General features: G+C 75.2%; 13 protein-coding genes. 5 read left to right on the forward strand and 8 right to left on the reverse strand.

What is annotated here, in order from left to right:
- The first annotated feature begins 8 nt into the window (after positions 1–8).
- The 4 genes from FE251_RS01620 to FE251_RS01635 are packed head-to-tail and all read left to right on the forward strand — an operon-like array spanning position 9 to position 3,038.
- Complete coding sequence (locus tag FE251_RS01620) at positions 9–419, forward strand: TOBE domain-containing protein (RefSeq protein ID WP_139073459.1); 411 nt, start codon at positions 9–11, stop codon at positions 417–419.
- Positions 416–1,189 carry a molybdate ABC transporter substrate-binding protein gene (modA, locus tag FE251_RS01625; protein ID WP_139947537.1) on the forward strand — a complete coding sequence of 258 codons (774 nt, stop codon included), beginning with the start codon at positions 416–418 and terminating at the stop codon, positions 1,187–1,189. Before FE251_RS01620 ends, modA begins: the two co-directional genes overlap by 4 nt.
- The gene (locus FE251_RS01630; protein ID WP_139947539.1) at positions 1,186–1,977 is read left to right on the forward strand and encodes an ABC transporter permease; all 792 of its coding nucleotides are present in this window, start codon (positions 1,186–1,188) and stop codon (positions 1,975–1,977) included. Before modA ends, FE251_RS01630 begins: the two co-directional genes overlap by 4 nt.
- Positions 1,974–3,038, forward strand: coding sequence for a sulfate/molybdate ABC transporter ATP-binding protein (locus FE251_RS01635; RefSeq protein ID WP_139073456.1), 1,065 nt, complete (start codon positions 1,974–1,976; stop codon positions 3,036–3,038). The genes FE251_RS01630 and FE251_RS01635 overlap by 4 nt, the downstream gene beginning before the upstream one ends.
- Here the strand turns inward: FE251_RS01635 and FE251_RS01640 are convergent.
- The 7 genes from FE251_RS01640 to FE251_RS01670 all read right to left on the reverse strand — a co-directional run bounded on the left by FE251_RS01640 (position 3,035) and on the right by FE251_RS01670 (position 11,383).
- Entirely contained in the window at positions 3,035–4,471 is a 1,437-nt protein-coding gene (locus FE251_RS01640) for a sensor histidine kinase (protein WP_139947541.1), read from the reverse strand. The genes FE251_RS01635 and FE251_RS01640 overlap by 4 nt on opposite strands.
- Positions 4,468–5,187: a response regulator transcription factor gene (locus FE251_RS01645; RefSeq protein ID WP_139073454.1), complete on the reverse strand. Its 720-nt coding sequence runs from the start codon at positions 5,185–5,187 to the stop codon at positions 4,468–4,470. Before FE251_RS01645 ends, FE251_RS01640 begins: the two co-directional genes overlap by 4 nt.
- 182 nt (positions 5,188–5,369) lie before the next feature.
- Entirely contained in the window at positions 5,370–6,851 is a 1,482-nt protein-coding gene (locus tag FE251_RS01650) for an amidohydrolase (RefSeq protein ID WP_139947543.1), read from the reverse strand.
- Between the two features lies 1 nt (position 6,852).
- Complete coding sequence (locus tag FE251_RS01655; RefSeq protein WP_139073452.1) at positions 6,853–7,419, reverse strand: NYN domain-containing protein; 567 nt, start codon at positions 7,417–7,419, stop codon at positions 6,853–6,855.
- A gap of 154 nt (positions 7,420–7,573) precedes the next feature.
- A complete protein-coding gene (locus tag FE251_RS01660; RefSeq protein ID WP_139073451.1) occupies positions 7,574–8,311 on the reverse strand; it encodes a PspA/IM30 family protein in 738 nt (245 codons plus the stop codon).
- 70 nt (positions 8,312–8,381) lie between these two features.
- The gene (locus FE251_RS01665) at positions 8,382–10,418 is read right to left on the reverse strand and encodes a TPM domain-containing protein (protein WP_139947545.1); all 2,037 of its coding nucleotides are present in this window, start codon (positions 10,416–10,418) and stop codon (positions 8,382–8,384) included.
- Positions 10,419–10,471: 53 nt separating this feature from the next.
- Positions 10,472–11,383, reverse strand: coding sequence for an NUDIX hydrolase (locus tag FE251_RS01670; RefSeq protein ID WP_139947547.1), 912 nt, complete (start codon positions 11,381–11,383; stop codon positions 10,472–10,474).
- 200 nt (positions 11,384–11,583) lie between these two features.
- Between FE251_RS01670 and FE251_RS01675 the strand changes: the two genes are divergently transcribed.
- Positions 11,584–12,555, forward strand: coding sequence for a Gfo/Idh/MocA family protein (locus FE251_RS01675; RefSeq protein ID WP_168202613.1), 972 nt, complete (start codon positions 11,584–11,586; stop codon positions 12,553–12,555).
- 12 nt (positions 12,556–12,567) lie between these two features.
- Here FE251_RS01675 and FE251_RS01680 read toward each other — a convergent pair whose 3' ends face one another.
- The gene (locus tag FE251_RS01680) at positions 12,568–14,217 is read right to left on the reverse strand and encodes a DNA repair helicase XPB (RefSeq protein WP_139947551.1); all 1,650 of its coding nucleotides are present in this window, start codon (positions 14,215–14,217) and stop codon (positions 12,568–12,570) included.
- Between the last annotated feature and the right edge of the window lie 11 nt (positions 14,218–14,228).

Here is a 14,228-nt window from a genome sequence, read left to right on the forward strand (position 1 = left end):
TCTCCGGCATGCCGCAGTTTCGGATCAGTCAGGCTGCCTCGCTCCTCGGGGTCAGCGACGACACCGTGCGCCGGTGGGTCGAGGACGGACAGCTCGACGCGCGGACCGACGACGCCGGTCGCAAGGTCGTCGAGGGCGCCGAGCTCGCCCGCTACGCCCAGGAGCTCGCCGAGCGGCGCCAGCTGCCCGAGGTGGGCGGGGTGTCGAGCTCCGCGCGCAACCACTTCACCGGCCTCGTCACCCGGGTCCAGGCCGACGGCGTCATGGCGCAGGTCGACCTCCAGTGCGGCCCCTTCCGCGTCGTCTCGCTCATGAGCGCCGAGGCCGCCCGCGACCTCGGCCTGGAGGCGGGCTCGCTCGCCTCCGCCGTCGTCAAGGCGACGACCGTCATCGTCCAGGCCCCGCGGGTCGAGCCGTGAGCCGCCCGCGCGCGCTCGCGGCCGCCACCCTCGCCGTGCTCGCCCTCGGCGCCTGCGGGGCGACCGACGGCGGCGCCGAGCAGGCCACCACGCCCTCGGGCGAGCTCACCGTCTACGCCGCCGCCTCGCTGCGCACGGTCTACGAGGAGCTCGGCGAGCTGTTCACCGCCGAGCACCCCGGCACCGAGGTCACCTTCTCCTTCGCCGGGTCGGCCGACCTCGTCGCCCAGCTCGACGCCGGCGCCCCCGCCGACGTCCTCGCCACCGCCGACGAGGCCACGATGGCCCGCGCCGTCGAGGACGGCACCGTCGCCGGCCAGCCGCAGGTCGTCGCCGAGAACGCCCTCACGCTCGTCGTGCCCGCCGGCAACCCGGGCGGGGTCACCGGCCTGGACGCCGCGGGGCTCGCCGGCGCCGACCTCGTCGTGTGCGCCCCGCAGGTCCCGTGCGGGGCCGCCGCCCAGGCGCTCGCCGCGGACCTCGGCCTCACCCTCACCCCGGTGAGCGAGGAGAACAGCGTCACCGACGTCCTCGGCAAGGTGACCTCCGGGCAGGCCGAGGCCGGGCTCGTCTACTCGACCGACGCCGTCGTCGCCGGGGACGCCGTCGAGGTGGTCCCCGTCGAGGGCGCCGAGGAGGTCGTCAACCGCTACCCGGTCGCCGTCACCACCGGCACCGACCAGGAGGCGCTCGCGCAGGCGTGGATCGACCTCGTCAGCGGACCCGTGGGCCAGGAGGTCCTCGCGGCGGCCGGCTTCGGCACCCCGTGACCACCGCCGGCCTGCCCCGGTGGGTGCTCGTGCCCGCCACGGCCGGGGTGCTGCTCATCGCCGTCCCCGTGGCCGGCACGCTCCTGCGGGTGCCGTGGGCCGAGCTGCCCGCCCTCCTCACCTCCGCGGCCTCGCTCGACGCGCTGTGGCTGAGCCTGCGCACGTCGGCGGCCGCGACGCTCCTCGTCGTCGTCCTCGGGGTGCCGCTCGCGCTCGTCCTCGCGTGGACCGCCCTGCCGGGCGCGCGCGTGCTGCGCACGGTCGTCCTCCTCCCGCTCGTCCTGCCGCCGGTGGTCTCCGGCCTCGCGCTCCTCACGACGTTCGGCCGCCGCGGGCTGCTCGGGCGCCAGCTCGAGGTGCTCGGCATCGACATCGCCTTCTCGACGACGGCGGTCGTGCTCGCCCAGGCGTTCGTCGCCCTGCCGTTCCTCGTCCTGTCGGTCGAGGGGGCCGCCAGGACGGCGGGCCGGCGCCACGAGGTCGTCGCGGCCACGCTCGGCGCCGGGCCGACGACGGTGCTGCGCCGGGTCACCCTGCCGCTGCTCGCCCCGGCGCTCGCCTCCGGGACGGCCCTCGCCTTCGCCCGCTGCCTCGGGGAGTTCGGCGCGACCCTCACCTTCGCCGGCTCGCTCCAGGGCGTCACCCGCACGCTGCCGCTGGAGATCTACCTCCAGCGCGAGACCGACCCGGACGCCGCGATCGCGCTGTCCCTCCTGCTCATCGTCCTCGCCGCCGCGCTCGTCGTCGCGACGCAGGGCCGGGGCCGGCGCCGGGCGGGTGCCCGGTGAACGCTCCCGCGCTGAACGTGCGCGCCGTCGTCCCCGAGCGCGGGGTGCGCGTCGACCTCACCGTGCCCGCCGGCCAGGTGATCGCCCTCGTCGGGGCCAACGGCGCCGGGAAGTCGACCGCGCTCGCCCTGGCCTCGGGCACCCTGCGCCCGTCGGAGGGGGAGGTGTGGGTGGCCGGGCGGCGGGTCGCCGGGCCTGGCACCTGGGTCCCGCCCCACCGCCGTCACATCTCGCTGTGCGCCCAGGAGCCGCTCCTGCTGCCCCACCTCGACGCCGCCGACAACGTCGCCTTCGGACCACGGGCGCTCGGCGCCGGGCGGGCACGTGCCCGGCAGGTGGCGCTCGCCCGCCTCGAGGAGGTCGGCGCCGCGCACCTCGCCGGGCGCCGGCCGCGCGAGCTGTCCGGCGGGCAGCAGCAGCGCGTCGCCATCGCCCGGGCGCTGGCTCCCGAGCCGCGCCTCGTGCTCCTCGACGAGCCGCTCGCCGCGCTCGACGTCGACGCCGCCGCCGAGCTGCGCCAGGTGCTGCGCCGCGCGCTGCGGCAGGCGGGGCGCACCGCCGTCGTCGTCACCCACAGCCTGCTCGACGTGCTCGCGGTCGCCGACGCCGTCGTCGTCATGGAGGACGGGCGCGTCGTCGAGGAGGGGCCGACGGCGCAGGTGCTCACCCGGCCGCGGTCCGGGTTCGCGGCGCGGCTGGCCGGCGTCAACCTCCTGCTCGGCGAGCACGTGGGCGACGGGGCGGTCCGGGTGGGGGGCGACGTCGTCCACGGCCCGGCCGACGACGGCCCCGCCGGCGGACCGGCGGCGGCGGCGTTCGCGCCGCGCACGGTCGCGGTGCACCGGACGGCGCCCGGTGGCAGCCCGCGCAACGTCCTGGCCGTCCGGGTCACCGGGCTGGAGCAGCAGGGCGCGCTCGTGCGGGTGCGCGGGGAGACCGCCTCGGGCAACCGCCTCGCCGCCGACGTCACGCCCGCCTCGCTCGCCGCCCTCGCCCTCGCGGTGGGCGAGGAGGTCCTCTTCGTCGTCAAGGCCGCCGAGGTCGAGGTGTACCCGGCCTAGCCTTCGGCAGAGGGCTCGCCCGCGGGCGCGGCCGGGAGCTGCACCCGCACGGTCGTGCCACCGCCGGGGGTGGGCAGCACGCGGGCCGTCCCGCCGTGCGCGGCGACGAGCGCCGCGACGATCGCCAGGCCCAGCCCCGAGCCGCCCGAGGCCCGGGCGCGCGAGTCGTCCAGCCGGTAGAAGCGCTCGAAGACCCGCTCGGCGTGCTCGGGGGAGATCCCCGGGCCGTGGTCGCGCACCTCGAGGACGACGGCATCGCCGGCCCGGCCGACCGCCACCTCCACCGGCGTGCCCTGCGGGGTGTGGCGCACGACGTTGCCGGTGAGGTTGGAGAGCACCTGGCGCAGCGCGTTCTCGTCGCCCAGGACGGTCGTCGCCCCCGGGCCCGCGACGGCGCCCTCGAGCGGGACGAACGTCGTCGTGCGCGACGGGTCGAGGGCCCGCAGGTCGGTGACGGCGTCGTGGGCGAGCACGGTGAGGTCGACGGGCCGGCGCTCCAGGCGGCGGCCCTCGTCGAGCCGGGCGAGCTGGAGGAGATCGGTGACCAGGCCGCCCATCCGCTGCGCCTCGCTCTCGATGCGCGCCATCGCGGCGGGCAGCTCCTCCGGCGGGATCGCGCCCATCCGGTAGAGCTCGCCGTACCCGCGCACGGTGGCGAGCGGGGTGCGCAGCTCGTGGCTCGCGTCGGAGACGAAGCGCCGCATCCGGCTCTCGGAGGCGGCCTGGGCCGCGAAGGCCCGCTCGATCTGCGCGAGCATCGTGTTGAGCGAGGAGGACAACCGCCCCACCTCGGTGTTCGGGCTCGCCTCGGGCACCCGGCGGGACAGGTCGCCCGCCGCGATCGCCCCGGCGGTCTCCTCGATCTCCCGCAGTGGGCGCAGCGCGCGCCGCACGGCGAGCGAGCCGAGCGTCGCCGCGAGCAGGACCACGGCGATCCCGGTGACGACGATCGTCAGTGAGACGCGGGCGAGGGTGTCGTCGGCACTGGCAAGGGGCAGGGCGACGGTGAGCGTCGTCCCTGCCGGGGCGTCCTGGACGAGATAGGTGATCGCGCGCCAGCGCTGGCCGGGGCGGTCGCTGCCGACCGTGTAGCCCTCGCCCAGCCCCTCGACCTGCGCGGGCAGGTCGGGCGTACCGAACTGCTGGACCGTCCAGCGCGCCGCGACGACGAGCGGCTCGCCCGCCGCCGACTGCAGGCGCACGTAGTAGGTGGTCGGCATGACGTCGGCCTCGGCGCTGCTGCGCAGCACGTCGAGGTCGACGTTGCGCGCCGCGGTGGAGATCTGCTCGTCGGTCTCGGCGAGGAGGTAGCCGCGCAGGAGCGTCGTGGTCGTCAGGCCGGTGACGGTCAGCCCCGCCCCGAGGAGGAGGACGAGCAGGACGACGATCCGGCCGCGCAGGGGCACGGCGGCGGCTCGCTCGCGCAGGGTCATCGGCCGCTCGTGGGCTCGCGCAGGAGGTAGCCGACCCCGCGCCGGGTGTGGATGAGCGGGACCGGCTTCTCTCCGTCGCTGCCGCGGCCGTCGATCTTGCGGCGCAGGTAGGAGATGTAGGACTCGACGATCGCGCCGTCCCCGCCCCAGTCGTACTCCCACACGTGGTCGAGGATCTGCGACTTCGACAGCACCCGGCCGGCGTTGACCATGAGGTAGCGCAGGAGCTTGAACTCCGTGGGGGACAGGTCGATGAGCCGCCCGGCGCGGCGGACCTCGTGGGCGTCCTCGTCGAGCTCGAGGTCGGCGTAGCGCAGGATGGCGGAGTCGTCCTCCTGCTGCTGGGTGCGCCGCAGGATCGCCCGGATGCGGGCGACGACCTCCTCCAGGGAGAACGGCTTGGTCACGTAGTCGTCGCCGCCGACGGTGAGGCCGGTGACCTTGTCGGACATGTCGTCGCGCGCGGTGAGGAACAGCACGGGGGTGTGGTGGCCCTTCTCCCGCAGCCGGCGCGTCACGGTGAAGCCGTCCATGTCCGGGAGCATGACGTCCAGGACGATGAGGTCCGGCTCGGCCTCGACGGCCAGGCGCATCGCCTCGTTGCCGTCGGCGGCGGAGACGACGTCGAAGCCCGCGAAGCGCAGCGACGTCGTGAGCAGCTCGCGGATGTTGGGCTCGTCGTCCACGACGAGGAGCCGCGCCTGTCCCTCGGTCATACCTCCAGTGTCCTCCGATTTCCTGAAGGTTCCCTGGGAACCTCCTCGATGCCGTTCGGCGGGAGGGCGTCCGAGAGGTGACGAGTTCCCTGGGACGCCCCCTGGCGCCCTGGGACGCGCGCTGCAGCAGGGTCGCGCGGGCGCAGAAGGGCGTCCCAGAGGGAGGACCGTCCGCCCGAGGGTCAGCGGGTGTCGTGGGTGACGCGGCCGGCGAGGATGGTGGTGGCGACGGGCATGGTGCGCAGGTCGGCGCTCAGGGGGTCGGCGTCGAGGAGGACGAGGTCGCCCGGGTGTCCGGGGGCCACCGTGCCCCAGCCGTCGGTGCTCGCGGCCAGCGCCTCGGCGGGGGTGATCCGCTGCTCCGGCGTCCACGGGGGACGCTCGTCCCCGGTGCGGGAGACGGCCGCGGCCATCGCCAGCCACGGGTCGAGCGGGGCGACGGGCGCGTCGGAGCCGAACCGCAGCTCCGTCCCGGCGTCGAGCAGGTCGCGCAGCGGGAAGGTCCGCCCGGCGCGCCCGGCCCAGTACGCCTCGGCGACGTCGCGGTCGTCGAGCAGGTGGGCGGGCTGGACGCTGGCGGCCACGCCCAGCCGCGCGAAGCGCGCCACGTCCTCGGCGGTCACGAGCTGGGCGTGCTCGAGCGTGCCGCGCGCGCCGGTGGCCGCGTAGGCGTCCAGCGCGATCGTCACCGACGCGTCGCCGATGGCGTGCACCGCCGTCGTCAGCCCGGCGGCGCTCGCGCGACGCATGAGCGCCCGCAGCTCGGCCGCGGGGACGGTCTGCTCCCCGTGGGTGCCGTCGCCGCCGGAGTAGGGGTCGTGGCAGTGCGCGGTGCGGGTGTTGAGCGCGCCGTCGGTGATGACCTTGACCGGCCCCATGGTGAGCAGCCCGGCGCCGCCGGGCAGGGGGGCGCCGGTGCGCAGGCCCGCGGCGAGGACGTCGTCGAGGTCGTCGGTGTAGACGCCGGTGCGCACGCGCAGGGTGTCCAGGCCTGCCGCGACACGCTCGGGCCACCTGCGGTGGTTGGCCGCGAACTCGACGTCGACGATGCCGACGACGCCGCGCTCCGCCGCCGACCCCAGCGCCGCGCGCAGGCCCGCCTCCTCCGCGTGCGGCAGGCGCCCGATGCGCGCGAGCACGTCGAACCACTCGTGCTCCCGGACGAGCCCGTCGCGGTGCGGCACCCCGAGCCGGGCCATCGCGGCGCTGCTCAGCCACCCGCAGTGCACGTCGCCCGAGACGAGGACGACGGGCACGTCGCCCGCCGCGGCGTCCAGCGCCGTCGTCGTCGGCACGTCCTGCCACAGCGCGTCCCGGAAGCCGTACCCCTCGAGGAGCACGCCGGGTGCCGGCGGACGGCCGGCGACGGCGGCCCGCACGATCGCGACGGCGTCGGCGGCGCTCGCGGCCGAGGAGACGTCGACGCGGGTGAACGAGCGCGCCCACTGGCCGCTGTGGACGTGCTGGTCCCACAGGCCCGGGACGAGCCACCGGCCCTCGGCGTCGAGCTCCTCACCGCGCCCGCGCAGGCCGGGCCCGACCTCGACCACCCGCCCGTCCTCCACGCGGACGTCGACGACGCCCGCAGGTGGGGCCGGGACGGCGCGGGGGCGCCGCGAGGCGACCGGAACGAGCCGGGCCCCGCGGACGAGCAGGTCGGTCACCTCAGAGGTAGCGCATCGGGTCGAAGCTGGTGAGCGGGATGATCCGGACGCGCGGCAGCGGGGTCTGGAAGGCCCCGAGGTCGTCCTCGAGGTCGTAGATCTTCAGGCCGCGCGACGTGAGCTCGGTGAGGTGGGAGTTGACGAACTCGCGGAAGCAGATGATCCCGACCTGGCGGCCGGCGTCGACGAGCTGCTCCACCTGGGGCAGGAAGTCGCCGTCGTGGCTCGCGAGGAGGACGTCGCCCTCCGGCTGCTGCGCGATCGCCTCGAGCGTGCGCTGGATACCGATGTCGACGACCTTCTCGGTCGCCGCCCCGGCGAGCGGGATCGGGTGGAAGCTCATCGCGAGCAGCGCCTGGACGAAGCCCATCGGCATCTGGCCCGAGCTCGCGTTGAGGAAGAACAGACCCTTGGCCGGCTGGTCGAAGACGGCGTCGGCGAAGTCGAGGATGCGGTCCCAGCGCGGCCGCTCCTCGGGGGCGGGGCGCCGGCCCAGCACGCTCATGCCGAGGGTGGCGTCGATGTTCTCCCCGTCGATGAGGAGATAGGTGCGCGGGGAGTCCGTCATGGCCACACCTTAGCGACGTCGCAGGGGCGAGGGCCGCAACGGCGTGCGCGATCCATCTCTCGGCGGGAGAGGGGACCCTCACATGCGGCGAGAGCCGGATCCTGCACGTGTGCACGACCCGGCTCTCGCCGGAAGGGGGTGAGGGGAGGGGCGGTCAGGCCTCGATCTGGCCGGGCTGCTTGCCCTGCTTGAGGGCGGCCAGCCGCAGCTCGACCTCGCTCTGGGTGCCGTAGTCCTCCAGCTCGGCGAACTGTGACTCCAGCGAGCCCGCGTTGAGCTCGGCGTGGCCGGCGACGCGTGCCTCCTCGCGGCGCACCTGCTCCTCGAAGCGGGAGATCTCGGTGGTCGGGTCGAGGACGTTGATCGAGGAGATGGCGCTCTGCACCTTGCCCTGGGCCTCGGCCGTCTTCTGGCGGGCCACGAGCTGGTCGCGCCGGCTCTTGAGACCCTCGAGCTGGACGCGCATCTGCGTGAGGCCGGTCTTGAGCTTGTCGACCACCTCGTTCTGCGAGGCGATCATCGGCTCGGCGTCACGAGCCTCCTTCTCGGCCGCGATCTGCTTGGTGATGGCGATCTTCGCGAGGCTGTCGAAGCGCTGGGCCTCGGAGGTGTCGCCGCTCGCGCGCAGCTGCTCGGCCTTGTTCGACGCCGCGATGGCCTTGTTGCCCCAGTCGCGGGCGGCCTCGACGTCGGCAGCGTGGTCCTGCTCGGCGAGACGGAGGTTGCCGATGGTCACGGCCACCGCCTCCTCGGCCTCGATGATCGAGTTGGTGTAGTCGCGCACGAGCTGGTCGAGCATCTTCTGCGGGTCCTCGGCCCGGTCGATGAGGGCGTTGACGTTCGCCCGCGTCAGCTGGGCGATGCGACCCAGGATGCTCTGCTTCTCGGTCATGGTGTGCTGCCTCTCGTCGTGTGGTCCTGCTGGATTCTTGCAAAAACGCGTCGTGGTCCGGCCGTGCTTCTCAGAACCGGCCGCCGCCTCCGCCGAAGCCGCCACCGCCGCCGAAGCCCCCGCCGCCGCCGCCGAAGCCGCCGCCCCCGCCGAAGCCGCCACCTCCGCCGAAGCCGCCACCGCCCCAGCCGCTGTGCCGGTCGCCGCCGCCGAGGAGGATGCCGCCGAGGATGAGGGAGCCGACGTCGATCCCGCCGCGGCCACCACCTCCGCCGAGGCCGCCGCCGAACCCGCCCCCGAAGGAGTCGGTGTCGCGCTCGGCGAGCTGCTGGGCGGCGGCGATGCGCTGCTCGCCCTCCTGGACGAGCGCGAGGGCGCGCTCGGGGTCGGAGCCGGCGAGCTCCCCGGCCTGCTGGGCGAGGCGGGACGCCTCGGCGAGGCGGGTGCGGGCCTCGGTGCCGACCGCCCCGCGCCGGGTGCGGACGAACTCGGAGACCGCGCCGATCCGGGCGTTGAGGGCGTCGAGCCGGTGGGTGAGCTGGCCCTGCGCACGGCGGCGTCGCTCGTCGAGCTCACGCGAGGGCGCGAGGGCGGCGTCGAGGGCGTCCTCGGCCGCGGTGAGCCGGGCGAGCGCGGCGAGCGGGTCCCCGCCCTGGCGCGCCTGGTTGCCCTGCTCGATCGCGGCCCTGGCCTCGACGACGCGCGGGGCGACGACGGCGTCCTCGGGGGCGAGCCGTGCGGCGTCCTGGACGTCGGAGCTGATCGAGGCGAGCGCGGCGTCGAGGCGCTTGCCGGCCTGGGCGAGGTCGTCCCCGGCGCGGTCGACGGCGTCGAGCAGCGACGCGGCCTGGCCGATCGCCTCCTGGGCGGTGTAGGCGGCGGCGACGGCGGCCGCGCGGTCCTCGCCCTCGATCTGGCGGCGCCCCTCGGCGATGGCCTCGCGGGCGCCGGCGAGCAGGCCGGTGGCCTGCTGCGGGTTCTGCGAGATCGAGGTGAGGGCGCTGGCCGGGTAGCGGGCGGCGAGGCCGTTCAGGACGACGCGCGCCGTGGGCAGCCGGCCCTCGACCTCGGTGGCGCGCTGCTCCATCTCGGCCAGCACCTGCGGGGCGCGGGACTGCATGTCGCGCAGCTCGCCGAAGTGGGCGGCCTGGTCACGAAGGGTCTGGGCGACGTCGTCGCACAGGGTGAGGATCTCGGCCATCATCGTCCGCGCCTGCGGCTCGGTCTCCGGCTGGTCGTCGTCGAGCAGCTGGCGGATGTGGAAGGCGCGCCCGGCCTTGGCCTTGGCGTCCTCCAGGGCCGCGCTGAAGGAGTCGGTGGCCTGGAGACCGAACTGCGCCTGGGCGAAGCCGAGCTCCTCCGCCGAGGAGCGGATCGCGTCGTCGACGGCGACCAGCGCCGAGCCGGCGCGCTTGTTCAGCTCCTCGGTCGACAGGCGCAGCGGGTGGTCCGGGGGCAGCTCCTGGGTCCGCGGCCCCGCGACCTGACCACGGCTGCGACTGCGGGCCCAGGAGATGACGGCGATGACGGCGATGCCGATGAGCCCGATGACGAGGAGCGTGCCGAGGAAGCCCATGCCGCCGCCGGAGCCCTCGCCGGTCGCTGCGCCGTCAATAGTGCCGCTGGTCGCCCACTCCTGCAGACCCTCCGCCGCGGCGACCGCTGCCGCGCCCCAGTTGTCCTCGGCGAGCTCGGGCTCGACGAGGTTCGTGCGGATCTGTGCGTATCCCGCCTCGGAGACGAGCGCAGTGCCGCCACCCAGGAAGTACGCGCGGTCCTCGACCGCGACGGCGAGCAGGGAGTCGTCGGTGCCGAGGTTCGACGTCTCGTACGTCTCCTCGGCCCACGCCTCGGAGCCCATGCCGTCGAAGGAGTCGACGTAGACGACGAACAGGGAGACCCCCGCCTCGCTCTGCAGGTCCGCGACAGCTTCCTCGACGTCGTCCACCTCGCCGCCGTCGAGCACCCCCGCCTCGTCGGTCACCCGGTCCTGGAGGAAGAGGGGCGGCTCGGCGGCCGCCGGCCCGGCGACGAGGCCGAGCAGCACGAGGAGAGGGGCGAGGAGGGCGGCACGGCGCAGGCGCCGGGGGGAGGTCTGGCTCACCATGCGATCTTCGCGTCCCAGTCGGCGCAACGCAATGTCCCCCGCGGGGCGGGCCGCTACCGGGAGCGGGCGATGGGCAGCTTCGTCCCGGCGGCCTCGCGCTCGTCGAGGACGGCGCGGCGGAAGCGGACGAGCTTGGCGGGGCGCCCGCCCGTGGAGGAGTCGACCTCGCCCGTCTCCTCGACGAGGTCCTGCTGCTCGACGAGGCGGCGGAAGTTCTGCTTGTGGAGGAGCTGGCCGGCCACGGCCTCGACGGTGGTCTGAAGGCGCCCGAGGGTGAAGGACTCGGGGAGCATCTCGAAGACGACGGGGCGGTACTGGATCTTCGCGCGGAGCCGGCCGATGCCGGTGGCGAGGATGCGGCGGTGGTCGCGATCCATCGGCTGCCCGGTCCCCGGGGTGGCCGCGCCGCCGTGCGCCTCGGGGACGAGGCCCGCCTCGTAGAGCAGCTCGTAGCGCTGGAGGGTGAGCTCGGGCGGCCAGGGCTGGCCGTGGAGGCCGAAGGTGACAGCGACGCGCAGCCGGCGGCGCGCGGCCTGGTCGGGGTCCTCCTCGGCCCACCGCTCGAGGGCCGGGGCGAGCGCGGCGAGGGCGCCGTCGTCGCCCGAGCGCTGGTCCTCCCACGGGAAGTAGTCCAGCCACGAGCGCCAGCCGGGGGTGACGGACGAGACGGTCGTGAGGCCGAGGTACGAGACCTCGAGGACGGGCCGCGGGCCGCGGCTGCGGTCGGCGAAGGTGTAGAGCTGCTCGACGTACCCGAGCTCGTAGCCGGTCTGGCGGGTGACCCACGCGCGCAGGTTCGCCTGCATCGTGCCGCGCCCGGGCACGAGCGGGCCCGACGGCAGGAGGCGGCCGTCGGCGGTGGTGAGGACGAGCGGGGTGGCGTTCTGCACGGCCGTGATGACGGCGACGAGCTCGGCGCCCACCTGCTCGCCGTGCTCGCCCACGTGCTCCGCCGTCGTCGTCATCGCGCCCATCATGCCGTGCCGGCCGCCCGCGCTCCTGCGTCGAGGGCGCCGGTTCCCCTCACCGTCCCGCCGAGACAACAGGTGACCAGTGAGCGGAACGTGCGACCTCGACGGGAGCAGGGCGGGCGGGGCGCGGGGCCGGGGTGCGTGGCCGGCCGGGGATACGCTGGCGGCGGGAACGGCGACAGGAGGAGACGATGGTGGACGGGCTGCGTTGGGGCGTGCTGGGTGCGGCGGGGATCGCCCGGACCGCGATGATCCCGGCGATCCGGCGCGCGGGTGCCGGTGAGGTCCTCGCGGTGAGCTCGGCGAGCGGCCGGGCGCCCGGCTACGCGGCCGACCTCGGCATCGCGCGGGCCTACGGCAGCCACGAGGAGCTGCTCGCGGACCCGGAGGTCGACGTCGTCTACGTCGCGCTGCCCAACACCGAGCACGCCCGCTGGACCGTCGCGGCCGCCGAGGCCGGCAAGCACGTCCTGTGCGAGAAGCCGATCGTCCTGGGCCTGGCCGAGCTCGACGCCGTCGAGGCGGCCGCCCGCAGGGCCGGGGTCCAGGTCGCCGAGGCGTTCATGTACCGCCACCACCCCCAGCTGCGGCGGGTGCGCGAGCTGCTCGACGGCGGGGCGATCGGCGAGCTCGTCACCGTGGAGAGCTCCTTCCACTTCACCCTCGCCCGCACCGAGCCGCCGAACATCCGGCTGCGGCGCGACCTCGGCGGCGGCGCGCTCAACGACATCGGCTGCTACCCGGTGGACCTGCTCGGCTGGCTCACCGGCAGCGAGCCGGACGACCTCGGCGTCGTCTCCCACCGCGACGAGCCGGGCGGGGTGGCCACCCGCGTGTCCGTCACCGCCCGGTACGGGGCGCTCACCGCGAACCTCCACTGCTCCTTCGACGCCGCCTTCCGCGCGGAGGCGCGGCTCATCGGCAGCGAGGGCACGATCCACCTGCCCGACGCGTTCCGGGCCGACCGCCGCGACGCGCCCGCGCGGGTGGTCGTCGAGCGGAGCGAGGACCGGGAGGTCCTCGAGGTCGACGGCGACCAGTACGGCGCGCAGGCCACGTGGTTCGCCGAGCGCGTGCGCACCGGCACGGCCGACCCCGAGCACGCGGCGCTCACCCGCCGCACCGCCGCCACCCTCGAGGGGATCGCCCGGCTCGGCGACCTGTAGCGACCGGCGGGATCAGCGGTCGAGCGACTCGAGCTCCTCGGCGTCGACGATCCGGTAGGAGTAGCCCTGCTCGGCGAGGAACCGCTGGCGGTGCGCGGCGAACTCCTGGTCGACCGTGTCGCGGGTGACCACCGTGTAGAAGTGCGCCGTCTTGCCGTCGGCCTTGGGCCGCAGCAGGCGCCCGAGGCGCTGAGCCTCCTCCTGCCGCGAGCCGAACGACCCGGACACCTGGACCGCGACCGACGCCTCGGGCAGGTCGATGGAGAAGTTCGCGACCTTCGACACGACGAGGACGGGCAGCTCCCCGGCGCGGAACCGGTCGAAGAGGACCTCGCGCTGGTTGACCGTCGTCGCGCCGGTGATGAGCGGGGCGTCGAGCCGGCCCGCCAGGTCCTCGAGCTGGTCGAGGTACTGCCCGATGACGAGCACCTGCTCCCCGGGGTGGCGGCGCACGAGGTCCTCGACCACGCGCTCCTTGCCGCCGGCGGTCGCGGCGAGGCGGTAGCGCTCGTCGGCCTCGGCGGTGGCGTAGACCATGCGGTCGTGCTGCGGCAGGGTCAGGCGCACCTCGGTGCACTTGGCCGGGGCGATGTAGCCCTGGGCCTCGATGTCCTTCCACGGGGCGTCGTACCGCTTGGGCCCGATGAGGGAGAACACCTCGTCCTCCCGGCCGTCCTCGCGCACGAGCGTGGCGGTGAGGCCGAGGCGGCGACGGGCCTGCAGGTCGGCCGTCATGCGGAAGATCGGGGCGGGCAGGAGGTGGACCTCGTCGTAGAGGATGAGGCCCCAGTCGCGGGCGTCGAGCAGCTCCAGGTGCGGGTAGACACCCTTCCGCCGGGTGGTTAGCACCTGGTAGGTCGCGATCGTCACCGGGCGCACCTCCTTGCGGGCGCCGGAGTACTCCCCGATCTCGTCCTCGGTGAGGGTGGTGCGGCGCAGCAGCTCGTGACGCCACTGGCGGGCGGAGACGGTGTTGGTCACGAGGATGAGCGTCGTCGTGCCCGAGCGGGCCATCGCCCCGGCGCCGACGAGCGTCTTGCCCGCACCGCAGGGGAGGACGACGACGCCGGAGCCGCCGTGCCAGAACCCGTCGACGGCCTCCTCCTGGTAGGGGCGCAACGACCAGTCGCCGGTGTCGAGCGCGATCGGGTGGGCCTCGCCGTCGACGTAGCCGGCGAGGTCCTCGGCCGGCCAGCCGAGCTTGACCAGCGCCTGCTTGATCTGGCCGCGCTCGCTGGAGTGGACGACGACGGTGCGCTCGTCGAGCCGCTCGCCGACCAGGCCGGTGATGCGCTTGGAGCGCAGCACCTCCTCGAGGACGGGGACGTCGGTCGTCTCCAGGACCAGCCCGTGCGCGGGGTGGGCGAGGAGGGTGAGGCGCCCGTAGCGGTCCATCGTCTCGGCGACGTCGACGAGGAGGGAGTGGGGGACCGGGTAGCGCGAGTAGTCGATGAGCGCGCTGACCACCTGCTCGGCGTCGTGGCCCGCGGCACGCGCGTTCCACAGGCCGAGCGGGGTGAGGCGGTAGGTGTGGATGTGCTCCGGGGCGCGCTCGAGCTCGGCGAACGGGGCGATCGCGCGGCGGGCGTCCCGGGCGCGCGGGTGGTCGACCTCGAGGAGCAGGGTCTTGTCGGACTGGACGATGAGCGGGCCGTCGGGCATCGGACCATTGT

This window comes from Georgenia wutianyii, from assembly GCF_006349365.1.
Classification (GTDB): domain Bacteria; phylum Actinomycetota; class Actinomycetes; order Actinomycetales; family Actinomycetaceae; genus Oceanitalea; species Oceanitalea wutianyii.